Here is a 22,035-nt window from a genome sequence, read left to right as displayed (position 1 = left end):
ACATCCCAGCTCCCATTCAACAAAGGAGGCACAGGCATGTTCAGCCACGTCATGGTCGGGGTCAACGACCTCGAAAAGTCCAAGCAGTTCTACGACGCCTTCCTGGGCGCGCTGGGGGTTGCGCCGGGCATGGCCAACAAGAACCGCTATTTCTACCGCAGCGCGGGCGGCACCTTCGCCATCTCCACGCCCATCAATGGCGAGTCCGCCTGCCATGGCAACGGTGCGACCACCGGCTTCGTGGCGCAGTCGCCCGAGCAGGCGGATGCGGCGCATGCCGCCGGGGTGGCCGCCGGCGGCGTGACCTGCGAGGACCCGCCGGGCTGGCGCGAGGCGTCGCCGGGCGGTCGCCTGTACCTGGCCTATCTGCGCGACCCCGACGGCAACAAGCTGTGCCTGCTGCACCGTCCGCCCAAGGCCTGACGGCCTGAAGGCGCGTGCAGGGCGGTGTGGTGGCCGGTGTCCGCCGGCCAATACCGCACCGCAGCACGCACCACCCCCTCTGGGCCATACTCCCGCCCGGCGGTGCCGTCCCTGGCGCCTTCTTCAAGGAGCATGCGTGCAATCGGCAAGTGACCAGTGGTTTGATGAGGCGTACTACCAGCGCTATTACTTCGACAAGAAGACCAGCGTGGTCGACACCGAACATGTGAACCGGCTGGGCGCTTTCGTGTGCTCCTACCTGAGCTATCTGCGCCTGCCCGTGCGGCGCGTGCTCGATGTGGGCTGCGGCATCGGCCTGTGGCGCGAGGCCGTGCAGCGCCACTTCCCGGGCGCCAGCTACCACGGCGTGGAGTTCAGCGAGTACCTGTGCGGGCGCTATGGCTGGGAGCGCGGCTCGGTGGTGGACTATGCGGCGCATGATCCGCACGAGCCCTTCGACCTGGTGATCTGCCAGGGCGTTCTGCCCTACCTGAGCCCGCCCGACCTCAAGCGCGCACTGGCCAACCTGGGGCGCCTGAGCCGTGGCGGCCTGTATGTGGAGGCGGTGGCGCGCGAGGATTACGAGCGTGGCGTGATCGACGAGGACTTGACCGATCCGCGCCTGTTCCGTCACCGGGCCGAGCTGTACCGGCGCGGCCTGGCCGAGCATTTCAGGGAGCTGGGCGGCGGCGTGTGGCTGAGCCGCCGCGCCGAGCTGCCGCTGTTCGAGCTGGAGTGCGTGGGATGAACATGGAACCGGCTTGCACCGCATCCTCCGCTGTCGATCCCCCCGGGGCAGACCGTCCGGCAGCCGCTCCGGTGCCGCTGTCCTTTCTGCGCGGCGTGGACTCCGGCGTGGCCCCGCATGCGGTGTCGCGCCTGCGCACGCAGCGGCTGGCGCGCAGCACGCGCCCGTTCCTGTCGCGCGGCGGGCCGCGCGGCGAGCGTTGCGAGGGTTGCCGGTTGCGCCCCTCGCACTGCATCTGTGCCCTGCGTCCTCTGCTGTCCACGCAGGCGGGCTTTTGCCTGCTGATGCACGATGCCGAGCCGCTCAAGCCCAGCAATACCGGCTGGCTGATCGCCGACGTGGTGGCCGAGACCCATGCCTTCGGCTGGGCGCGCACCGAGGCCGACCCGGGCCTGCTGGCCCTGCTGGACGACCCGCAATGGCAGCCCTTCGTGGTCTTTCCGGGCGAGTTCGTCGAGCCTGCAGAGCGCGTGGTGCATTCGCTGCCTCCGCCCGCGACCGGGCAGAACGTGGTGGCGCAGCGGCGCCCGCTGTTCATCCTGCTGGATGCCACCTGGCCCGAGGCACGCAAGATGTTTCGCAAGAGCCCCTGCCTGGACCGCTTTCCGGTGTTGAGCCTGCATCCCGACCAGGTGTCGGGCTACCGGCTGCGCCGCTCCCGGCGCGAGGACCATTTCTGTACCAGCGAGGTGGCGGCCCTGTGCCTGGAGCTGACCGGCGATGCCCGGGACCGGCGCGCGGGCCGTGCGCTGGAGAATTATCTGGCGCTGTTCACCGAGCACTACCTGCGCGCCAAGAACCAGCAGCCGGTGGATGCGGGCAGCGCCGCGCTGCGCGGCCTGCGGGATGCGCTCTCGTCCGCATGTAGGCCGGAGGATTAAAAAAGATAGCGGGTAATTCTTGTCCTGATTGGGGTTTCCGCCGTTTTGTTCCAAATTGTTGATGGACCGCGCTTCATGCCTTGGGAGGGCAGGGGTCTCTGGCAGGGGGCGGCATGGAGAACCTCCTGTTACGTTCCCGCGCCGGGGCGCTGCCCATACTCGCGGCGTGCGAAGAAAGACGGATGGGAGGGTGCCTGCGGATGGATATGCCCACGCGAGCCCGCCTGTCGGCGGTGATGGCTAGAATCGGATTTCGCTGAAATTCATCGGCCTGGGCCCGCGCATGCGGGGCAGGTTCGTGCACGCAGGGCCCGCCGTCGAGGTGGCCCGCATCCCTCGGGAAGGCAGCAGCCGCAGCACGTGGAGCCTGCTTGCCGCATCCTCCGGGAACCTTGGGCCGTGCCGTCTCTCTTATCGCGCTGGAACATGCGTTGCGCCCCCGCCAGGGCCGGCCGCGCCATGTCCGCGTGCTCCATTTTCCATATGGGGTTTGTTCATGGCCGGGGCCTGCGCCCCGGTGTTGGAAAGGTGTCTGGTTTTGGTGGTGAAGGACTTCAAACTGCGCTACAACAGCGCCCTCGACGGGCTGCGCGGCGTGGCGATCTTGCTGGTCATCCTGTCGCATGCCCATGTGCCGCTGTTCGATGGCGCATTCTTCGGCGTGGACCTGTTCTTCGTGCTCAGCGGCTATCTGATCACCTCGCTGCTGCTCATGGAGCATGACGCCGAAGGGCGCATCGGCTTCTGGCGCTTCTACCGCCGGCGGTTCTTCCGCCTGATGCCGGCGCTGGCCCTGTTCCTGGCCGCCTACTGTATCTTCGCGCCCATGCTGTGGCCGGACCTGACCGACATCTATACCGATGCGCTGGTCTCCATCCTCTATCTGGCCGACTACGGCATCGCCTTCTTCGACAGCCCGGACACGCTGCTGCACATGTGGTCGCTGTCGGTGGAGGAGCATTTCTACCTGGTCTGGCCGCCGTTGCTGGTGCTGCTGCTTCGCTTTTCCAGGCGCGGCCAGCTGTGGCGCCCCATCGCGCTGCTGTGGGTGCTCAGCTGGCTGTGGCGCGTGTACTGGGTGGACCAGGGCCAGCATTTCTACGAGATCTTCTTTCGCTTCGATACCCGCGCCTCGGGGCTGTTCGCCGGCGCGCTGCTGGCCGCGCTGGTGATCGAGCGCCCGGACTTCATGGCCGCCGTGAAGGCCCGCATGCACCATGCCATGTGGCTGCCGCTGGCCGTACCGCTGCTGATGGCGCTGGAATGGGACAACCAGGACGCCATGGTCTGGGGCATCACCGTGGTTGAATGCGCGGCCGTGGTGGTGCTGGTGGCGGTCAGCCAGGGCTCGGGCCTGGTCTACGACATGTTGTCGTCGCCCGCGCTGGTGAAGCTGGGCCGCCTGTCCTACGGCGTGTATCTGTGGCACTACCCCGTGGTGCGCTATCTGCGCGCCGATCACTCCTGGCCCGTGGTGGTGGTGCTGGGCCTGGCGATCTCGGTGGCACTGTCGGCACTGAGCTTCTACACCATCGAGCGCTGGGCGCTGCGCATGCGCGATGGCGAATCCGGGGATTCGGGACGCCGGCGGCACGCCCAGCCGGCCTGAGTGCCTGCGAGGCTGCAAAAAAGGGAACGTGCGAGCACGTTCCCTTTTTTCATGCGCGGGCCGGATGATGCCCTGCTGTCAGAACCCGGAGCCGGGTTGTGCCAGGTAGTGCGATTCCTCGGGCGTGCTCGGGCGGCCCAGGATGGGGTTGCGGTGCGGAAAGCGTCCGTAGCGCGCGATGACTTCGCGGTGCCGGTGCGCGTAGTCCAGCGTGCCCGCCAGGAATTCGCGCGTGCCGTCGTCGGCGCCATCGGCCAGCGCCTGGAAGGCGGCCACGCTGCGGTCCTGCAGGGCCATGTCCTCGGCGTGCTCCAGCGGCAGGTAGCAGAAGATGCGCGCCACGTCGGGCAGGTCGGCATGCCTGTCGTGGCCCAGGTCCATGCCTTGAAGTGCCAGGCGCAATGCCTGCGGGTCGCCGGCGAAGCTGCGTGGCGTGCCGCGGAACAGGTTGCGCGTGAACTGGTCCAGCAGCACGAGCAGCGCCAGCCGGCCCAGCGGCGTGGCGGCCCAGCCGTCCAGGTGGCCGGCCAGCGCCTCCTCGACCAGGGGGCCGAAGCGCTGGCGGATTTCGGCGTCGGTGGCATCGGACTTGACGAACCACAGCTGCCTTCGGGCCAGGGCGCCTGCATTGTCGGGGTGCGCCGAGCCCAGCCAGTAGGCGAGCACATCGGCGATGCGGGGATCGGTGGAGAGGGTGTTGCTGCTCATGGGAGGCTGGCGGATGAAGAGGCCTTCGATTGTGCAGCCCGCACCCGCCGCGGGGCGAAGGCCCGCGCAGGCCGGCCCTTCATGGCGGATGTGGATGGCGGGTCGCCGCCAGGATGGGCACCGCTTGTGCAAAGGTTTTTCAAGAGGATGGGAACAGGGTTGTCCAGTGATTTTCCATGGCTTATGCACAGGTGGTTCATGGATTTCCATTGGGGCTGCCTATTGATCAGGCGGAAAGAGACTTCATGTTGGCATGCGCGATGTGGCGAAAGCCGTCGGAGATGCGCGTGTCATCTGCGGCGCACGCCCAGAAGCGGCATGCCAGTTCCAGGGCCCGGGGCCATTCGGCCAGCGTGGTGGCCGTGGGGGGCGGGGCCGTGAAGTCGCGCTCCACGATCTCGCCGTTGATGGGCATGTAGAGCATGGGCAGCATGTCGTAGGTGGGCGACAGTGCCCAGTCGCCCTGCGGGTCGGGCAGCACGAAGGAGATGTTGCCGTAGTGCCGGTCGTTGTTGGCGATGAGCAGGCCATAGGCCTCCAGCAGCCGCAGGCTGCGCGCGTCGGCCCCGGTGATGAGCCCGCGCTCGGCCAGGCGGCCGGCGGTGGCGGCCCAGTTGTCTTCCTGGCCTACGTACTGGGCATCGAGCACCCGCAGCGACACCATGCCGATGCGGCCGGGGTTGCGGCCCGGTGGTGGTGGCGCGGCGTCGGCTGCCGGCTGGCTGCGGTCGAAGCGCTCGGATTCGAGAAAGGCGCGGCCACCGTCCAGGAACAGCCGCGTGCGCGCGGCGGGCAGGCCCTCGCCGGCCAGGACCTGGAGCGCCAGGTGCTCGCAGACCAGCAGGTCGCGTATGCGCTGCTCGGCCGGCGCGCTTCCCGCGGGCGAGAACTTGACGATGACGCTGTGCCCGGCCGTGGTGCAGCAGAACTTGGGTTGCTCGCCGCCCGCGGAGGAGCCTGGATGGGTGCCCTGCAAGGCTTGCATCGCCAGGCGCGGATAGTCGGCCGGCGAGTCGGCGCGCAGCGTGCGGCCCGGCAGGGTGAAGAAGCGCTCGAATGCGGCTTCGCCCACGATGAGGTTGCCCGGCAGGTCCTCGCCGAAGCGCGCCAGGGCGCGCAGCACGTCGTCCTCGCCCCACTGGCGCGGATCGCCGCCCAGCTGCAGCTCGGGGTGGTTGTGCGCGAAGCTGCGGCCGATGAAGCCCTGAGGCCGCATGTCGTCGAGGAACCAGGGCAGGCCGTCGTGCTGCTCGCTGTGTCCGTCGGCCTCGTCCACCCAGAAGCCGCCGCCGTGCAACGCGATCATGCGGCCGAAGGGGGTGGCATGGCCCCCGGCGTCCACGCGCATGATGGCCACCTCGGTCCCCACGCCGGCCACCTGGCGCGGCAGCACATAGCGCTGGGAGCGCGCCGCGCCCACCTTGCGCACCTGGCCCGAGTGGACCAGCGGGGACAGCGCGCGCGACACCGTGGGCTGGCTCACGCCCAGCAATTGCTGCAGCTCGCGCGCGGAAAGCACGCCGCCCTGGCGGCGCAGCGCCGCCAATACCTGGGTGGAGAGTTCTTCCAAGGCCATGGAGAATCAATTCAAGAATAGATGTACGAGCGCATGAATCTAATGAAAATCAATGGTTTGTACAAATTTCTGAATGAATACATGAATAGATAAAAAAACCGCGCCCAGGGGCGCGGCAAGGCTGGATGGCCGAACGGACCGTTCAGAAGGAATGCGTGATGCCCAGGCTCACGCCGCTGGCGCGGTTCTTGTTGCCCGCGCCCTGGTAGCCGTTCTTCCACCGGGTCGCGTCCAGCTCCAGGAACAGGCTGGTGCGCTTGGACAACTGGTAGTCCACGAAGCCGATCAGGCGCTGGAAGCCGTCGTCGCCCTGGTTCGTGCGCGCGCGGTCCACCTTGTAGTAGCCGCCGTTGAGGCCGATGACGGGCGTGATGGCGTAGCGCGCGCCCAGGGCCAGGATCTTGTGTGTCGTGGTCGCCGTGTCGCTGGTCTCGGCCTTGTTGCGGCCGTAGTTGAGCATCAGGCGCAGGTCGCCGCGGGTCCAGGCGCCGCCGATGTTGGCGGCGTCCAGCGTGCGGCCGTTGGCATCGTGGAACTGGGTATAGGCGCTGGTCAGCACCAGGTTGTCCTGGCGCCAGTCCAGGCCCAGGCCGCGCGTGTCCAGGCGCGAGGCCGAGACGCCGGTCTCGCCAAAGCTGTACATGGCGCGTGCCGTGAGGCCGCCGAAGCTGCCCGAGTACTTGATGGAGTTGTTGACGCGGTTGGAGCCGACCTTGGTGTTGGTCGCCCCCCATTCGTTGTTCAGGCCGTGGCCCGTGAGGCTGGTGACCTGGATGTTGGGGTTCAGGCCCGCGAAGCGCAGCGCGATGGGATCGACCAGGCCCACGGAGTCGGCGATCAGCGTGTTCTGGCGGCCTGCCGTGACCGTGCCCCAGGGGCCCGACAGGCCGACGATGGCCGCGCGGTCGAAGGTGCCGGCCACGCCGCCGATGCCACCCACGTCGGCGCCCAGGGTGGACTCGAGGTTGAAGAGGGCGCGCAGTCCGCCGCCCAGGTCTTCGCTGCCGCGAATGCCCCAGCGGCTGGTCGGGCCCACGCCGCTGTGGACCGAGCCCATGCTGCCCGCGGCGGGCGCATTGGCGCCCGACAGGCCGCTTTGGGCACGCACCGACAGGTCGATGATGCCGTACAGGCTCACGCTGCTGGTGGACTGGGCCAGGGCGGGCGCGGCCACGATGGCGCAGCCGGCCGCCGCCAGGGCGAGGGCGGTGTTCCTTTTCATCTTGTCTCCTTGGTTTCTTCGGAATGGGGGAACTTTTCGAGCGGCCGAGTTTCCGTAAGAGGCCATGTCTTGCCTATGCCGCGAGGGCACTAGCAGCTATGCCCTTTCGCGCGTGGGGTGAAGGCCGTGACGCCCCGGCCAACACCCTCTGGCTGGAAAGGGGATACGGCCTGGGAAGACAATGCAATCATCAAAAAACATAGCGCCATCTGCCTGTCATGCGTGGCGCTGCAGAGTCCTGTTGGTTTCTTAAGAGTCCTGGATAGACGTGATGAATCGCCGCTCTTGGTTGATGGTGGTCGCAGCAGGCTGTAGCCTGGCAGCGACCGGGTGTTCGGGTAAGTCCGTACCGGGCAACGTCACGGTTTCGCGACAAAGGCTGCAGGAGGTGGTGGCCTCGCGCTTTCCCCGGCAGTTCCCCGTGGCCGGCATGCTGCAACTGCAGCTGCATTCGCCCACGCTGGCGCTGCTGCCCGAGCGCAATGCGCTCAATGCGGTGCTCCAGGCCCAGCTGTCGGGCCCCGTGCTCAAGCAGGCCTACGCGGGCCATCTGGACCTGGACTTCGCACTGCGCTACGAGCCCACGGACCGCACGCTGCGCGCCCATCAGATCAAGGTCAACACCCTGGTGATCAATGACCTTGCGCCGGCCATGAGCGACATGCTCACCACCTATGCCGGCGCGCTGGCCGAGCAGGCGCTGGGCCAGCTGGTGCTCTACCAGCTGCAGGACAAGGAACTGGCCCTGGTCGATTCATTGAACCTGGAGCCCGGCACCATCACGGTGACGCCCGAAGGCCTGAGCGTGGCCCTGGTCCACAAGGCCGTGGCGCCCCGCTGAGGCGCCAGGCCGGCGGCAGCGGTAGGATGCTGCGGCCATTGATTTTTGCGTCCAGCCTTCGAGGTGACCCATGACTTCAGAGAATCCGCTTTCCGCCTTTTCCGTCACGCGCAAGTGGCCGGCTGTCCATCCGGACCGCATCCAGCTGTACTCGCTGCCCACGCCCAATGGCGTCAAGGTCTCGATCGCGCTGGAGGAGATGGGCCTGCCGTATGAGGCGCACCGCGTGGGTTTCGAGAACAACGACCAGCTCTCGGCCGAGTTCGTCGGCACCTTCCCCAACAACAAGATCCCGGCCATCATCGACCCGCAGGGGCCGGGCGGCCGGCCGCTGGCGCTGTTCGAGTCGGGCGCCATCCTGGTCTATCTGGCCGAAAAATGCGGCAGCCCCCTGCTGCCCGCCGATCCGGCCGCGCGCTATGAAACGCTGCAGTGGCTGATGTTCCAGATGGGCGGCGTGGGGCCCATGTTCGGCCAGCTGGGGTTCTTCCACAAGTTCGCCGGCAAGGACTTCGAGGACAAGCGCCCGCGTGACCGGTACGTCAAGGAGTCGCAGCGCCTGCTGGGTGTGCTGGAGCAGCGCCTTGCGGGCCGCTCCTGGGTGATGGGCGAGCAGTTCACCATCGCCGACATCGCCCTGTGGCCCTGGGTGCGCAACATGGTGGTGGATCAGGGCTACAACGCGGCCACGCTGCTGGGCTGGGAGCGCTTTCCCGCGCTGCAGCGGGTGCTGGCCGCCTTCGTGGAGCGTGCGGCGGTGCAGAAGGGCCTGGTGACGCCCCCGCGCAACTGAGGCGGCAGGGCCGTCGTTGCATTCCTGGGCCGCACTGTCCCAGCCATGGTGGCTTTCAAGGCGGGCATGTCGCCCGCATCTGGCAGAGAATCCAGCCTCACAGGAGCCACCACGATGACCGCAACGAACCCCATCCTCCAGACCCAGCCGCTGGGCCCGCTGTGGCCCACGATGGACCCCTTCCTGTTCTGTGCCCACCATGACGATGCCTATCCGCCCGGCGATGGCCGCCTGGGCGTGCAGGCCGTGGAGTTCGAGGGCCGGCAGATGGGCAGCGACTTCAGCCGCAAGGACGGTTTTTCCATGTACCACGGTGAGAGCGTGCCTGGCTTCCCCGGCCATCCGCACCGCGGTTTCGAGACCGTGACCCTGGTGCGCAAGGGCCTGATAGACCACTCCGATTCGCTGGGCGCGGCCGCGCGCTTCGGCGGCGGCGACGTGCAGTGGCTCACGGCCGGCAAGGGCATACAGCACTCGGAGATGTTCCCGCTGCTCAACAGCGATGCGCCCAATCCGCTGGAGCTGTTCCAGATCTGGCTGAACCTGCCCGCGCGCTCCAAGATGGTGGAGCCGCACTTCACCATGTTCTGGAACGAGCGCATTCCGCGCCTGGAGCATGCCGATGCCGCAGGACGCAAGACCGTGGTGACCGTGGTCGCGGGACCCTTGCCCGGCGCGGACGCCCCCCTGCCTGCGCCGCCCGAGTCCTGGGCTTCCCAGCCCGAGGGCGATGTGGCCATCTGGACGCTGCGCCTGGAGCCCGGTGCCCGCTGGATCCTGCCGCGCGCGGCAGGCAAGGACACGCAGCGCATGCTGTACTTCTTCGCGGGGCAGTCGCTGCAGGTCGGCCCCGCGACGCTGAGCCAACATGCGGCCCTGCACGTGGATGCCACGGCGGACTGGGAACTGCACAACAGCGGCTCCGACACGGTCGAATGCCTGGTGCTCCAGGGCCGGCCCATCGGCGAGAGCGTGGCCCAGTACGGTCCCTTCGTGATGAACACACAGCAGGAGATCATGCAGGCCATGCAGGACTACCGCCGCACGCAGTTCGGCGGCTGGCCCTGGGGCGAGCAGGATCCCGTGCACGGTTCCGAGCATCGGCGCTTCGCGCGCTATCCGGGCGCCACGGCCGACGAGCATCCGCCGCTGCAGGCCTGAGCGCGTGCATCAGCCGCCGTGGAAGTCCGCTGGCGGCGGCGCGCGGCCCAGCTCCTCGAGTACCTTGAGCGTGACGGCCATGCCGGTATTGCCTGCGGGCACGCCGGCATAGACGGCCGTCTGCAGCAGCACTTCGCGGATGGTGTCCAGGTCCAGGGGCGCGGCCTCGCTGTCGGCCGGATCGGCCAGCAGGCCCGTGCGGATGTGCAGCTCGAACTCCTCCCAGCGCCCCATGGCGGCCGTGATGGCCAGCACCATGATGCGCCGCGTGCGGCGCTCCAGGCCGGGGCGGCTCCAGATGCCGTCCCAGGCATAGTCCGTGATCATGCGCTGGAACTCCACGTTCAGCGTGTTGGCGCGCGCGATCGACCGCCGCACCCATTCATCGCCCAGCACGCGGCGGCGGTTGTCCAGGCCGCGCTGCAGGCGGGTGTCTCGGGGTTCGTCCATGGTGGATTCCTGTATCAAGGTTCTTCGCGGCCGGGCATGTCCGCCAGCAGGGCCAGGCATTCGCGCCGGGAGGCCTGCACGGCACGGGACGGATCGCAGGCCTGGGCCAGCGCGGGCCTGGGCGCCAGCGCCTGTGCGAGTCCCGGATGCGCCTCGGCCCAGTCGGCCAGCAGATCCGGGAGTTCACGCCCTTGCTCCAGTGCCAGCGGCGCCAGCCGTTCCACGGCGGCCTGCGCCTCGGTCTTGCCGACCAGGGGTGCGAGCGCATGCACGCAGGCCTCGGAGAACACCAGTCCGCGCAGGCTGGCGACATGGCCCAGCATGGCTGCCGGGTGCACCCGCAGCGACTGCGCGGCCTGGCGCAGCGCGGACGCCGCGCCATGCACATGGCGCCACAGATCGGGCCAGTGGGCTGCCTCGGCCTGCCATTCGCCCAGGGCCCGTTCATGGGCCTGCGCCATGCAGCCCAGCAGCAGGCTGGCGAGATGAGGCACGGCCTGGGCCTGGGCCACGGCCTGCATGCAGTGCACGGGATTGCGCTTGTGCGGCATGGCGCTGGAGGTGCTGCCGCGCGGTGCCTCGCTGATCTCGCCGACCTCGTACTGGGACATCAGCGACCAGTCCCTGGCCAGCTTGGCCAGGCTGCCGCCGCACACGGCCGCCTCCATGGCCAGCCGCATCCAGTCGTCGCGCTGCGTGTGCCAGCTGCGGCCGCAGGCCGACAGGCCCAGGTGGCCGGCCATGGCCTGCTCGACGGCGTGCCTGTGCGTTCCCAGCACCGCGCCGTTGCCCACGGCGCCGCCCAGCTGAACGCACAGCGAGGACCGCGCCAGTGCCTGGAGCTGGGCGATGCTGCGCCCGATGGCGGTGGCCGACTGCGCGCATTTGAAGCCGAAGCTCGTGATCTGGGCGGGCTGCATCAGGCTGCGCGCGAGCATGGGCGTGGCCGCATGCGCATGCGCCAGATCGATGAGCGCGGCCTGCAGTGCGTGCAGCTCGGCCAGCAGCGCGGCCAGCGCCTGCGTGGTCAGCAGCGCCTGGGCCGTGTCGACCGCGTCCTGGGTGGTCGCGCCCCAATGCAGCCAGGGCAGGGCTTCGGGCGCATGGGCTTGCAGCCACTGCTGCAGCGGGCGCACGACGGCCATCGCCAGCGCGCCCGTGGCACGTGCCTGCTCGACCAGGGCGTCACGCTGCACGGGCGCCTGGTCACAGGCGCGGGCGATGGCCTGGGCCGCCTCGGCGGGGATCAGCCCGCATTCGGCCTGGGCCTGGGCCAGCACGGCCTCGAAGCGCAGCAGGGCGTCGATGCAGCGCGCATCCGAAAACCAGGTGCCACCATCGGCCGGGCCCAGAAAATCCTTCATCAACGACATGCTGCTCCCGCCGCTCTCAGGCCGTCGCGCCCGAGGCCTTGATCACCGCGGCCCACTTGGCGCTTTCCTGGCGGATGCGGGCTCCGTACTGTGCGCTGTCGCCCAGCAGCGGCACGGCACCCTCCACCCCCAGCCGCGCCTGGAAGGACTCGGAGGAGGCCACCTTGAGGATGTCGCGTCCCAGCGCGGCCACCGTGTCCGGGGGCGTGCCCTTGGGCGCGAGGATGCCGTAGGTCAGCGAGCTTTCGAAATCGGCCAGCGCGCGCACGCCGGACTCCGCCACCGTGAGCACATCGGGCAACTGGGGCTGGCGTTTGGCACCGGTGACGGCCAGGGCCCGCAGCTTGCCGGCCTTGACCAGGGCCATGGCGGCGGGAATCACGCCGAAGCTGAAATCCACATTGCCGCCGGCCAGGTCGGTCAGCGACGGTGCCGTGCCCTTGTACGGCACATGGATGGCCTTGGCGCCCAGCGCGTGGGCGAACATCTCGCCCGTCAGGTGGCCGCCTGTGCCCGAGCCGCTGGAGGCGAAGGTCATCTCGCCGCTGCGCTTGCGCATCTGCTCGGCCAGATCCGCCACGCTGCGCACTGGCGAGGCCGTAGGCACCACCAGCAGCAGGGCCGAGGAAGCGAACATGGCCACGGGCTGCAGGTCGGTGGCCGCGTTGAACTTCAGGCCCGCGTACAGCGAGGGGTTGATGGACACGGTGCCCGTGTGGCCCAGCAGCCAGACGCTGCCATCGCCAGCCGCGCGCACCACGGATTCCGTGCCCAGGTTGCCACCCGCGCCTGCCTTGTTCTCCACGATCATCCCGTATCCGAACGATTCATTGAGGCCGTGTGCCATCTGGCGCGCGAACACATCGTTGCCGCCGCCCGGTGCGAAGGGCACGACGAGCCGGCTGCCCCGGCGCTGGGCCCGGGCCGGCAGGGCGGCAGCGGCCAGGGCGGCGCCTGCGGCGGACAGCCACAGCCGGCGTGACGATGGTGCAAGGCAAGGGCGTCGGGAATCCATGCGTGTCTCCTGGAAATAGTCGTTGCCACGCAGTGTGAACCTGTCGCGCCTGGGAAAACAGCAGCTGCGGCTGCTTTGTGATCAAAGAAAATATGTGCAATGGACATCAGGTACATACACAATTTCTTGCGTGTTGTGAACACGGGCTCCATGTCCGAGGCCGCACGCCAGCTGGACCTGAGCCCTTCGGCCATTGCCCAGCAGATGCGCGTGCTGGAGGGCGAGATGGGCGCGGCGCTGCTGGTGCGCCAGGGCCGCAGCGTGCGTGCCACGGCGGCGGGCGAGCGCCTGTTCGAGCGCGGGCGGCAGCTTCTGCAGGAGGTCGAGGGCCTGCGCGAATGGGTGGCATCGGACACCGATGGCGGCGAGCTGCGGCTGGGCACGGTGAACACGGCGCTGCATGGCTTTCTGCCCGCCGTGATGCGCGCCTTCGTGGACCGCCATGCGGATGTGCGCATCAGCGTGCGCGCCGGCCTGACCCCCGAGCTGTACACGGCCCTGTTGCAGTCCGAGCTCGACGTGCTGCTGTGCCTGAAGCCCTCGTTCGACCTGCCCAAGTCCGTGTGCTGGGCCGAACTGCGCCAGGAGCCGCTGGTCGTGCTGTGCCGCGCCGCGGATGCACACGAGGATCCGCTGGCGCTGCTGCGCACCCGGCCGCTGGTGCGCTATGACCGCTCCCTGGCCGGCGGGCGGCTGGCCGAGCGCTACCTGCGGGCCCGGGGCATCGCGCCCCTGGAGCGCATGGAGCTGAATTCGGTGCTGGCCGTGGCCATGATGGTGGACCAGGGCCTGGGCGTGGGCCTGGTGCCCGACATAGGCGCCGTGCTGGGCCAGGGCCGTGATGTGCGCGTGCTGGCGCTGCCGGAGCAGGGTGACGGTGGTGAGGGCCAAGGGACGGCCGATGCACGCAAGGTGGGCCTGCTGTGGCTGCACACCTCGGCCCGCGCGCGCTGGGCGCGTAGCCTGTTGGAGTGCGCGCGCGAGTGCCTGGGCGCAGGACCGCTCAACTGAACTGCGTGAACAGGAAGTCCACCACGGCGCGCACGCGCGGCGCCAGCGAACGGCCGCGCGGGTACAGCAGGTAGAAGCGGTCGTCCTCGCCGCGCTCCTGGTAGGACTGCAGCAGCGGGACGAGGGTGCCGCGCTCCAGGTCGGCGGCGATGTGGAAATGTGCCAGCCGCGCCACCCCCAGTCCCAGCAGTGCAAGGCTGCGAAGCAGTTCGCCCTGGTTGGCGCCGATGTGGCTAGGGATGTCGATGGTCCTCAGGCCTCCCTCGTCATGGAAGGTCCAGCGATTCCACTGCGTGCGGATGGTGAAATTCAGGCAACGGTGGTGCAGCAGGTCTTCCGGCCGCGCGGGATGGCCAAAGCGCTCCAGGTACTGCGGCGCGGCCGCGATGACCCAGGGCCTGTGCATCAGCGGGCGGCCGATCAGCGTCTGCTCCGTGGGGCGGCCGCTGTGGATGGCCACGTCCAGCCCCTGGCGTATGAAGTCGCCGCGCTCCGTGCCCAGCACGAAGTCCAGGTGCAGGCGCGGGTGCCTGTCCAGCAGCAGCGGCAGGCGCGGCGCCACCAGGTACTTGGCCGTGGTCAGCGCCGTGTGGATGCGTACCGTGCCCGAGATCTCGGCATCGGCCACGCGCACCGAGGCCTCGGCATCCTCCATGGCTTGCACCACCTGCTGGCTGGCCTCACGAAAGCGCTCGCCCTCCTGCGTGAGGCGGATGGCGCCAGCGATGCGCTCGAACAGCCGCACGCCCAGGCGCGCCTCCATGCGCGCGATGAGCTTGCTGACCGTGGAGGGCGCCAGTTGCAGGCGCCGTCCGGCGCCCGAGAAGCTGCCCTCCTCGACCACGCGCAGGAACACCGTCATCTGTCCGAACTGGTCCATGAACGTCCCCCGGTCGCCCTGTGAATTTCGTTCACATGCGCTATGGCCGCGCATGCGTTGTCTCGTGCAGGGCCACTGTACAGAATGGTTTCGACGACCAGAACGGAGACAACACCGATGAGCCAGAACCGAATCCTGCGCATAGGCGCGGGCGCCGCCTGGTGGGGCGACCGCATCGAGCCCGCAGCCCTCAATGCAGAGCATGGCGCGCTCGACTACCTGTGCTTCGAGACCATGGCCGAGGCCACGGTGTCTGCCGCCCAGGTGCGTGCGCGGCGCGACCCGTCCTTTCCCGGCTACGACACCTACCTGGACGAGCGCATGCGCGCCGTGCTGCCGGCCTGCATGCGGCAGGGCACGCGCATCATCTCCAACCAGGGCTGGATCAACCCGCAGGGCGCGGCACGGCGCATCGTCGAGTTGCTGGACGAGCTGGGCATTCACGGCGTCAAGGTGGCGGCCGTGGGCGGCAGCCTGATCACCGACCGCGTGTTGTCGCTGGCGCCCACCATCCTGGAAACCGGCGCCTCCACGCAGACGCTGGCCGACACGCTGATCTCGGCCGAGGCCTACCTGGGAGCCGAACCTATCGTGCAGGCCCTGAAGCAGGGCGCACAGATCGTGGTCACGGGGCGCGTGGCCGATCCCTCGCTGTTTCTTGCACCCATGGTGCACGCGTTCGGCTGGGACCCGCTGGACCACGCGCGCATCGGGGCGGGTAGCGGCATCGGCCACCTGCTGGAGTGCGGTGCCCAGGTCACGGGGGGCTATTTCGCCGATCCGGGTCTCAAGGACGTGCCCGAGCCCTGGAACCTGGCCTTTCCCATCGCCGAGGTCGATGCCGATGGCGGCGCCACCCTCACCAAGGTCCAGGGCACGGGTGGCATGGTCACGGTGCAGACCGTCAAGGAGCAGATGCTCTACGAGGTGCACGACCCCGCCAACTACATCACGCCCGATGTGGTGGTCGACTTCACGCAGGCGTGCATCGTGCAGGCGGGCCCGGACCGTGTGCGCGTGACGGGCCTCACCGGCAAGCCGCGCACGCCCACGCTCAAGGTGTCCATGGGATGCACCGAGGGCTTCATCGGCGAGGACATGTTCTTCTACGCAGGCCCCGGCGCGCTGCGCCGCGCGCAGCTGGCGCGCCGCATTCTGCAGGAGCGCTTCGACATCGTGAAGCTGGAGGCCGAGGAGATTCGCATCGACTTCCTGGGGCTGAACGCCGTGCACGGCGCGGCCACGCCGCAGTCGGCGCCCGAGCCCTACGAAGTGGCGGTGCGCGTGGCGGCGCGCACCCGCACGCGTGAGCAAGCGGCCAAGGTCGGCCGAGAGGTGGATGGCATGGCCGTATCGGGCATTGCCCATACGGGCAAGCGTGTGCCCCACCAGGAGCGCACGCGCGAGGTGATCGGCGTGTGGTCGGCACTGGTTGCGCGCGAGCAGGTGCCCGCGCACATCGACTATTTCACCAGCTGAACGGGAGGCAGGCATGACCGGCAAGGTACGACTGGAACAGGTGGCGCATGCGCGCTCGGGCGACAAGGGCAATACCTCGAACATCGCCGTGTTCGCCTATGAGCCCGCGCTGTACCCGCTGCTGTGCGAACAGCTGACGGCCGAGCGCTTCAAGGCCTTCCATGGGGGGGCCATCACGGGCGAGGTGCTGCGCTACGAGGCCGCCAACCTGCATGCGCTGAACTTCGTCGCCCACGGCGCGCTGGGGGGTGGCGTGTCGCGCAGCCTGTCGGTGGACAACTATGGCAAGGCGCTGTCGGCGGCCATCCTCGGCTTCGAGCTGGAAGTCCCTGTCGAACTGCAGCCACTGCTTCACCAGCGGGCGCCGGGCTGAGCTTCGCCGACTTGCACCGCAGGCAAAGAAAAAGAGGAGACAAAGACATGGCATTGCAACCCTTCCGAGCGCTTGCAGCGCTGGCTCTGGCCTTAGGGGCGGCACTGGCCCCTGTGCAGGCCGGCGCACAGGCCTATCCGTCCAGGCCCGTGCGCATCGTCGTTCCCTACCCGGCCGGGGGCACCACGGACATCATTGCGCGGCTGGCGGCGGCCCAACTGACGGAGCGGCTCAGGCAGCCCTTCGTGGTGGAGAACCGCGCGGGCGCCAGCGGTGCCATCGGCTCGGCGGCCGTGGCCCAGGCCGCGCCCGATGGCTACACCCTGGTCATGGGCACGGCCAGCTCGCACGGCATCAATCCGGCGCTGCAGAAGAACCTTCCCTACGACGCCGTGCGGGACTTCTCGCCCGTCACCCTGGTGGCCAGCACGCCCAACATCATCGTGGTCCATCCCGGGGTGCCCGTGAAGACGCTGGCCGAGCTGCTGGCGCTGGCCAGGGCGCGGCCCGGGCAGGTCAACTTCGGCTCCACCAGTGCCGGTGGCTCACCCCACATGAGCGCCGAGCTGCTCAAGATGATGGCCGGCGTGGACATGGTCCACGTGCCCTACAAGGGCGCATCGCCCATGCTCACCGACCTCATGGGCGGGCAGATCCAGGTGGGGTTCGACAACCTGCCCTCGACCATCGCCTTCGTGCGCAGCGGCAAGCTGCGCGCGCTGGCCGTGACCACGGCGCAGCGCTGGCCGGGCGCGCCCGAGATTCCCACGGTGGCCGAAAGCGGGGTGCCCGGCTACGAGGTTTCGGGCTGGTTCGGACTGCTGGCGCCGGCCGGAACGCCACGTGCTGTACTCGATGCGCTGCAGTCGGCCATCGCCCAGGCGGTGCAGGCTCCCGAGGTGGCCGGCCAGCTGCGCGGCCTGGGTGCCGAGCCCGTGGCCAGCCGGCCCGAGGCCTTTGCCCGGCAGATCCGCACCGACGTGGACAAGTGGCGCGGCGTGGCCAAGGCCACGGGCGTGACGCTGGAATAGCCCGGGTCGCCGACAATGGCGGCTTTGCGCGGCGCGCCTTCTGCGCTGCGGTTTTCCAAGGCCTTTGCCATGAACATCACCAAAGACACCGCCGTCACCATCAACTACAAGATCACCGACAAGCTGGGCAAGCTGCTCGACAAGGGCGACGTGGCCTATCTGCACGGCGGCTACGACAACATCTTCGCCAAGGTGGAAGCCGCCCTGGACGGCAAGGCCGTGGGCGACACGCTGACCGTGGACCTGGCCGTGGAAGACGCCTTCGGCGCGCGCGACGAGAGCCTGACCCGCACCATTCCCAAGGGCGAGTTCCCGCCCGGCGTGAAGGTCGGCGGCCAGCTGCGCGGCACCAACGACCAGGGCCAGCCCCAGATCTACCACGTGGTCAAGATCAAGGGCCCCGTGGTGCTGCTGGACGGCAACCACCCGCTGGCCGGCATCGCGCTGCGCTTTTCCTGCAAGGTCAACGAAGTGCGCGCGGCCAAGCCCGAGGAAATCGAGCACCGCCACGTGCATGGCGGCCACGGCCACCACCACTGAAGCCTGGCGGCCGGGCTACACCGTCTCCAGCGCCAGCAGGGCGGTGGCCGTGTTGGAGATCGGGATGTGGTAGTTGCCATGCACGCGGCGCACGCCCGGCGCGGCCGTGGACAGCGCGCCGCGCATGGCCAGCCACATCAGCAGCTCCACGCCCTGCGTGCCGGTTTTCTCGACCAGCTCGTGCACGCTGAACTGCGTGGCCCACTCGGGGTTGGTGGCCATGCTTTCGAGGAACTGCAGATCGAAGGCCTTGTTGATGAAGCCTGCGCGTTCGCCGTCGAGCTGGTGCGACAGCCCGCCCGAGGCGATCACGGCCACGCGCTCGCTGCTGTCCCAGCGCGCGATGGCACGGCCCACGGCCTGGCCCAGCGCATGGCAGCGCCGTGCCGAGGGCAGCGGAAACTGCACGGTGTTGATGCACACGGGCACCACGGCCACCGGGCAGTCGCCCTCGGGCCAGAACAGCTTCAGTGGCAGCGTGCAGGCATGGTCCACCAGCATTTCCTGGCAGGTCACCACGTCGAAATCCTCGCTCACCAGGGCATTGATCAGATGCCATGACAGCCCGGTGTGCCCGCGCAGCGGCGCCAGCGTGGGAATGCCCCAGCCTTCGTCGGCATTGCTGTACTGCGCGGCCGCGCCCACGGCGAAGGTGGGCATCTTGTCCAGGAAGAAGTTCAGGCCGTGGTCGTTGTAGAACATCACGACCACGTCGGGCCGCTGCGTGGCCAGCCAGTCGCGGATGGGTGGAAAGCCGTCGAAGAAGGGCTTCCAGTAGGGCTCGTTCTGCAGGCCCTTGTGGATGGCGTTGCCGATGGCGGGGATGTGCGAGGTGCCCAGACCTCCGATGAGATGTGCCATGGAAGATGTCTCCTGTCGTCTTCGGGATCGTGGGGTCAGGCGTGCGAGCGCAGCATGGCCTGGAACTCGGCCTTGGTCATGCCGGTCTGCTGGGCGCCGATGTCCTGCATGTCCAGGTGGAAGATGCCGGCCAGCTTGGCCAGGTAGTAGGCGTTGCCCCCGGCCGCGATCATCCGCAGCACGTCGCGGGCGCGCACGGCGGCGGCCTGGGCCTCGTCCAGTCCGTAGCGGCGCATGTAGGCCTCTTCATCGGCCAGGAAGGCCTGGCGGTTGGCCGCCTCGTTGAAGGAAAAGCACATCTTGTTGAGCGCGTAGCCCTTGCGGGCCTGCACGCCGTCGAACAGGACGGTGCCGGGAATCTGTGGCTGATCGGCCATGCCTTGTCTCCGGTGTTTGCGTTGGATCAGCGGCAGTGTCCGGCGCGCATTGCCAAAGATAAAGCCGTTGCCAATCATGCGATCCATGAGCGAAATCGATTGGTCCCACCTGGACGGCCGGCTGCTGCAACTGCTGGTGGCCGTGCTGGAAACCGGCAGCGTCACCGGCGCGGCACAGCGCCTGGGGGTGACGCAGTCAGCCGTCAGCCATCTGCTGGACAAGCTGCGCGCCATCACGGGCGACCCGCTGTTCGTCAGGAAAGGCCGGGGCATCGCGCCCACGGCCCACGCCCGTGCACTGCTGGAGCCCGCGCGCGAGATGCTGGCGCGCATGCAGCGCTTCAGCCAGGGCCCGGGATTCGACCCCGCCTGCTGGCGCGCCGAGGTCACCATCGCCGCCAACGATTTCCAGCGCGAGCTGCTGCTGCCCGCGCTGGCGGCGCGCCTGCGCGCGGCCGCACCGCTGAGTGCCTTGCGCATCATCGACAGCGGCGCGCCCGATGCCGGACTGCTGCGCTCCAACGCCTGCCTGCTGGCGATCAGCCCGCGTCCGCCCGATGCCACGGACATCCTGCAAAAACGCTTGTTCAGCGATGCGTACGCGCTGTTCCATGACGCCAGCGTGCGCAGCGCACCGGTGGATGCCCAGGCCTATCTGCGCGCTGAGCACGCCACCGTGGCCTACGCTCCGGGGCAGGGGCTGGACCTGGACCAGCAGTTGCAGGCGCGCGGATTGACGCGCCGCTTCGCGGTGCGCGTGCCGGGCTTTGCGGCGCTGGCCGCCTTCGTGCGCGGCACGCCGCTGCTGGTCACGGCGCCCTCGCTGCTGGGCCGCACGGCCCTGTCATCGCTGGCCAGCGCGCCTGTGCCGGTGGAATGTCCACCCCTGCCCATGTACATGATCTGGCATGCGCGCCACCAGGCCGACCCGGCCCACGCCTGGCTGCGCGGTCAGCTGGATCAGGTGGCGCAACAGGTGCTCGGCCCGGCGGGGCCGTCAATGCCGGCGCAGCAATGCGCGGCGCAGCAGGCGCGCTGCCCGGTTGCGGATCTGGAAGGGGCTGTGGCTCACGGCCGGGCTCACGCGGGCGCGTGAGCAGGCGGCCAGGAAGTCGCGCAGCAGCACGCTGTCGTCCAGCGTGCTGGTGTCCGGGTTGCGGAACTGGAACTCCGGATGCCACTGGGTGGCTGCGATGTAGCTCTTGAGCGTGCCGGGCTTGCGGAAGATGGCCTCGGGAATGCGGTCGGGAATGCTCCAGGCCTCGACGTCGAACTCGGGCGCCACATCCTTGATGCCCTGGTGGTGGATGCTGTTGACGCGCGCCCGGTCCAGCGTGGGGTACAGCGCCTCCAGCCGGCTGCCGGGAACGATGGCGATGTCGTGGTAGTGGCGGTCGTACTCGGTGGGGTTGCGGTGCAGCTGGGAGCCCGGCACCTGGGTCTCGATGTCCTGGTAGAGGGTGCCGCCAAAGGCCACGTTGATGAGCTGCAGCCCGCGGCATACGCCGAAGATGGGCTTGCCCGCCTGCGAAAAGGCCTCGACCACGGCCAGGTCGTAGAGATCGCGCACGCGGTCGCCCAGCCATTCCGGGCGCAGGGGTTCCTCGCCATAGCTGCCGGGCCAGACATCGGCGCCGCCGTGCATGACCACGCCGTCCAGCCATTCGGCATAGTGTTCCAGCGTGACGTCGCCGCGCGCCGTCTCGCCCGTGGGGCAGGGCACCATGACCACCATGGCGCCGGCCGACATGATCCAGTGCGCGATCGACTGCTCCACGTACTGCAGCGTCTTGCCCGTGAACAGCGGACGCTGCGGGTCCGCATGGGAAAAGCAGGCCGACAGGCCGATCTTGAGGCGGCGGGAAGCAAGAGGGCTCATGGAGTGCGCGTTGGCTTGAAATCCTGATGCTCCGTTGTAAGCGCAATCGGGGGCCGGTGGTGTAGGAGGGCGGTGAACTCCCTCGAACGTCTCAGGGCCATCCCCGCGAATAGGTGTAGATGAATGCAAGAGTTGTCTTGAGGCATCTCAAGGTTTGCATGGGCGTTTTCCCGGGCGCTGCGCCTGCGGGTGTAGCCTGCAGGCAGGGGTGGGGCAGGTGAAAAACCTGACGGCGCAGGGTGCGACTTGCTGTGCAGTTGGCGCGCATGGCGTTACGATGGATTCGCCAGTTCTTCAATGGCCCCGACAACCCCGCCGCGCCGGTGGTGCGGCTTTTGGCGACTAGGAGGATATGCATGCAAGTTCAGGTTCATGCCGACGATTCGATCCAGGGTGGAGAGTCCTTGGCGCAATGGGCGCAGGAAGAGATCAACGCCAAGCTGGCGAGACTGAAGGACTATGTGGTGCGTGTGGAGGTGTTCCTCACCGGCGTCGATGCGCTCAAGACCACGGGTGGCCCCGGCAAGCGCTGCGTGCTGGAGACGCGGGCCAATGGTCGTCCGCCGATCGCCGTGAACGCGGAGGCCGAGAAGGTCAAGGACGCCTTCAATGCCGCCATCGAGAAACTGCGAAGGGCCGTGGAAACCGACCTGGGCAAGCTCAAGGACAAGCATGGCCGCGACAGTGTGCGCGGCGTGGAGGATGGTACCGAGGTGGATGCGGCCAGCGCGGCCTGACCCTCGTCATCTGTCGGCAAGGCGCCCCGTTCGGGGCGCTTTTGCGTTCATGGGGCCTGTTCAGGCT

General features: G+C 68.6%; 24 protein-coding genes. 14 read left to right on the top strand and 10 right to left on the bottom strand.

Features of this window, described 5'->3' with window-relative positions:
- Positions 1 to 36: 36 nt before the first annotated feature.
- From L1Z78_RS26350 to L1Z78_RS26335, 4 genes are all read left to right on the top strand, one after another.
- Positions 37 to 423, top strand: coding sequence for a VOC family protein (locus tag L1Z78_RS26350; RefSeq protein WP_234639273.1), 387 nt, complete (start codon positions 37 to 39; stop codon positions 421 to 423).
- A gap of 136 nt (positions 424 to 559) precedes the next feature.
- Positions 560 to 1,171, top strand: coding sequence for a class I SAM-dependent DNA methyltransferase (locus L1Z78_RS26345; protein WP_234639272.1), 612 nt, complete (start codon positions 560 to 562; stop codon positions 1,169 to 1,171).
- Positions 1,172 to 1,173: 2 nt separating this feature from the next.
- A complete protein-coding gene (locus L1Z78_RS26340; protein ID WP_234642270.1) occupies positions 1,174 to 2,052 on the top strand; it encodes a tRNA-uridine aminocarboxypropyltransferase in 879 nt (292 codons plus the stop codon).
- A gap of 544 nt (positions 2,053 to 2,596) precedes the next feature.
- Complete coding sequence (locus L1Z78_RS26335) at positions 2,597 to 3,661, top strand: acyltransferase family protein (protein ID WP_418921655.1); 1,065 nt, start codon at positions 2,597 to 2,599, stop codon at positions 3,659 to 3,661.
- A 78-nt stretch (positions 3,662 to 3,739) separates the two neighbouring features.
- Here the strand turns inward: L1Z78_RS26335 and L1Z78_RS26330 are convergent, their stop codons facing one another.
- The 3 genes from L1Z78_RS26330 to L1Z78_RS26320 all read right to left on the bottom strand — a co-directional run bounded on the left by L1Z78_RS26330 (position 3,740) and on the right by L1Z78_RS26320 (position 7,167).
- Entirely contained in the window at positions 3,740 to 4,369 is a 630-nt protein-coding gene (locus L1Z78_RS26330; protein ID WP_234639270.1) for a DUF924 family protein, read from the bottom strand.
- A gap of 226 nt (positions 4,370 to 4,595) precedes the next feature.
- Positions 4,596 to 5,945, bottom strand: coding sequence for a type II toxin-antitoxin system HipA family toxin YjjJ (gene yjjJ, locus L1Z78_RS26325; RefSeq protein WP_234639269.1), 1,350 nt, complete (start codon positions 5,943 to 5,945; stop codon positions 4,596 to 4,598).
- Positions 5,946 to 6,087: 142 nt separating this feature from the next.
- Positions 6,088 to 7,167, bottom strand: coding sequence for a porin (locus L1Z78_RS26320; protein ID WP_234639268.1), 1,080 nt, complete (start codon positions 7,165 to 7,167; stop codon positions 6,088 to 6,090).
- A gap of 292 nt (positions 7,168 to 7,459) precedes the next feature.
- Here L1Z78_RS26320 and L1Z78_RS26315 point away from each other — a divergent pair, with 292 nt between their 5' ends.
- From L1Z78_RS26315 to L1Z78_RS26305, 3 genes are all read left to right on the top strand, one after another.
- Positions 7,460 to 8,008, top strand: coding sequence for a DUF1439 domain-containing protein (locus L1Z78_RS26315; RefSeq protein ID WP_326491988.1), 549 nt, complete (start codon positions 7,460 to 7,462; stop codon positions 8,006 to 8,008).
- Positions 8,009 to 8,078: 70 nt separating this feature from the next.
- Complete coding sequence (locus L1Z78_RS26310) at positions 8,079 to 8,801, top strand: glutathione S-transferase C-terminal domain-containing protein (protein ID WP_234639266.1); 723 nt, start codon at positions 8,079 to 8,081, stop codon at positions 8,799 to 8,801.
- 114 nt (positions 8,802 to 8,915) lie between these two features.
- Positions 8,916 to 9,962, top strand: coding sequence for a pirin family protein (locus L1Z78_RS26305; RefSeq protein ID WP_234639265.1), 1,047 nt, complete (start codon positions 8,916 to 8,918; stop codon positions 9,960 to 9,962).
- A gap of 9 nt (positions 9,963 to 9,971) precedes the next feature.
- On the opposite strand, the gene L1Z78_RS26300 is transcribed toward L1Z78_RS26305, so the two are convergent.
- From L1Z78_RS26300 to L1Z78_RS26290, 3 genes are read right to left on the bottom strand one after another with little or no spacing between them, the layout of a single operon-like run.
- Positions 9,972 to 10,412 (bottom strand): carboxymuconolactone decarboxylase family protein, encoded by a 441-nt coding sequence (locus tag L1Z78_RS26300; RefSeq protein WP_234639264.1) that lies wholly within the window; start codon positions 10,410 to 10,412, stop codon positions 9,972 to 9,974.
- Between the two features lie 14 nt (positions 10,413 to 10,426).
- Positions 10,427 to 11,785 carry a lyase family protein gene (locus L1Z78_RS26295; protein WP_326491959.1) on the bottom strand — a complete coding sequence of 453 codons (1,359 nt, stop codon included), beginning with the start codon at positions 11,783 to 11,785 and terminating at the stop codon, positions 10,427 to 10,429.
- 16 nt (positions 11,786 to 11,801) lie between these two features.
- Positions 11,802 to 12,800: a Bug family tripartite tricarboxylate transporter substrate binding protein gene (locus L1Z78_RS26290; RefSeq protein ID WP_234639262.1), complete on the bottom strand. Its 999-nt coding sequence runs from the start codon at positions 12,798 to 12,800 to the stop codon at positions 11,802 to 11,804.
- 99 nt (positions 12,801 to 12,899) lie between these two features.
- Between L1Z78_RS26290 and L1Z78_RS26285 the strand changes: the two genes are divergently transcribed.
- A complete protein-coding gene (locus L1Z78_RS26285) occupies positions 12,900 to 13,811 on the top strand; it encodes a LysR family transcriptional regulator (protein WP_234639261.1) in 912 nt (303 codons plus the stop codon).
- Here L1Z78_RS26285 and L1Z78_RS26280 read toward each other — a convergent pair.
- Positions 13,804 to 14,691 carry a LysR family transcriptional regulator gene (locus L1Z78_RS26280; RefSeq protein WP_234639260.1) on the bottom strand — a complete coding sequence of 296 codons (888 nt, stop codon included), beginning with the start codon at positions 14,689 to 14,691 and terminating at the stop codon, positions 13,804 to 13,806. The genes L1Z78_RS26285 and L1Z78_RS26280 overlap by 8 nt on opposite strands.
- 117 nt (positions 14,692 to 14,808) lie before the next feature.
- Between L1Z78_RS26280 and L1Z78_RS26275 the strand changes: the two genes are divergently transcribed.
- From L1Z78_RS26275 to L1Z78_RS26260, 4 genes are all read left to right on the top strand, one after another.
- Positions 14,809 to 16,170: an acyclic terpene utilization AtuA family protein gene (locus L1Z78_RS26275; protein ID WP_234639259.1), complete on the top strand. Its 1,362-nt coding sequence runs from the start codon at positions 14,809 to 14,811 to the stop codon at positions 16,168 to 16,170.
- Positions 16,171 to 16,183: 13 nt separating this feature from the next.
- Positions 16,184 to 16,543 (top strand): hypothetical protein, encoded by a 360-nt coding sequence (locus L1Z78_RS26270; RefSeq protein ID WP_234639258.1) that lies wholly within the window; start codon positions 16,184 to 16,186, stop codon positions 16,541 to 16,543.
- Between the two features lie 47 nt (positions 16,544 to 16,590).
- Positions 16,591 to 17,574, top strand: a complete 984-nt coding sequence (locus tag L1Z78_RS26265; protein WP_234639257.1) for a Bug family tripartite tricarboxylate transporter substrate binding protein — start codon at positions 16,591 to 16,593, stop codon at positions 17,572 to 17,574.
- Positions 17,575 to 17,643: 69 nt separating this feature from the next.
- Entirely contained in the window at positions 17,644 to 18,114 is a 471-nt protein-coding gene (locus L1Z78_RS26260; RefSeq protein WP_234639256.1) for an FKBP-type peptidyl-prolyl cis-trans isomerase, read from the top strand.
- Between the two features lie 15 nt (positions 18,115 to 18,129).
- On the opposite strand, the gene L1Z78_RS26255 is transcribed toward L1Z78_RS26260, so the two are convergent.
- Together L1Z78_RS26255 and L1Z78_RS26250 are read right to left on the bottom strand one after the other, a co-directional pair.
- Positions 18,130 to 18,975 (bottom strand): class III extradiol dioxygenase family protein, encoded by an 846-nt coding sequence (locus L1Z78_RS26255; protein ID WP_234639255.1) that lies wholly within the window; start codon positions 18,973 to 18,975, stop codon positions 18,130 to 18,132.
- Between the two features lie 35 nt (positions 18,976 to 19,010).
- Positions 19,011 to 19,352 carry a protocatechuate 4,5-dioxygenase subunit alpha gene (locus L1Z78_RS26250; protein WP_234639254.1) on the bottom strand — a complete coding sequence of 114 codons (342 nt, stop codon included), beginning with the start codon at positions 19,350 to 19,352 and terminating at the stop codon, positions 19,011 to 19,013.
- Positions 19,353 to 19,428: 76 nt separating this feature from the next.
- On the opposite strand from L1Z78_RS26250, the gene L1Z78_RS26245 reads away from it, so the two are divergent.
- Positions 19,429 to 20,448 (top strand): LysR family transcriptional regulator, encoded by a 1,020-nt coding sequence (locus L1Z78_RS26245; protein WP_234639253.1) that lies wholly within the window; start codon positions 19,429 to 19,431, stop codon positions 20,446 to 20,448.
- Here the strand turns inward: L1Z78_RS26245 and L1Z78_RS26240 are convergent.
- Positions 20,350 to 21,231 carry a gamma-glutamyl-gamma-aminobutyrate hydrolase family protein gene (locus tag L1Z78_RS26240; protein WP_234639252.1) on the bottom strand — a complete coding sequence of 294 codons (882 nt, stop codon included), beginning with the start codon at positions 21,229 to 21,231 and terminating at the stop codon, positions 20,350 to 20,352. The genes L1Z78_RS26245 and L1Z78_RS26240 overlap by 99 nt on opposite strands.
- 356 nt (positions 21,232 to 21,587) lie before the next feature.
- On the opposite strand from L1Z78_RS26240, the gene L1Z78_RS26235 reads away from it, so the two are divergent.
- A complete protein-coding gene (locus L1Z78_RS26235; protein ID WP_234639251.1) occupies positions 21,588 to 21,968 on the top strand; it encodes an HPF/RaiA family ribosome-associated protein in 381 nt (126 codons plus the stop codon).
- Positions 21,969 to 22,035: the final 67 nt, after the last annotated feature.

This window comes from Delftia tsuruhatensis (assembly GCF_903815225.1).
In the GTDB taxonomy this organism is placed as follows: Bacteria; Pseudomonadota; Gammaproteobacteria; order Burkholderiales; family Burkholderiaceae_C; genus Comamonas; species Comamonas tsuruhatensis_A.
This window is presented reverse-complemented; position numbering and strand designations above follow the sequence as displayed.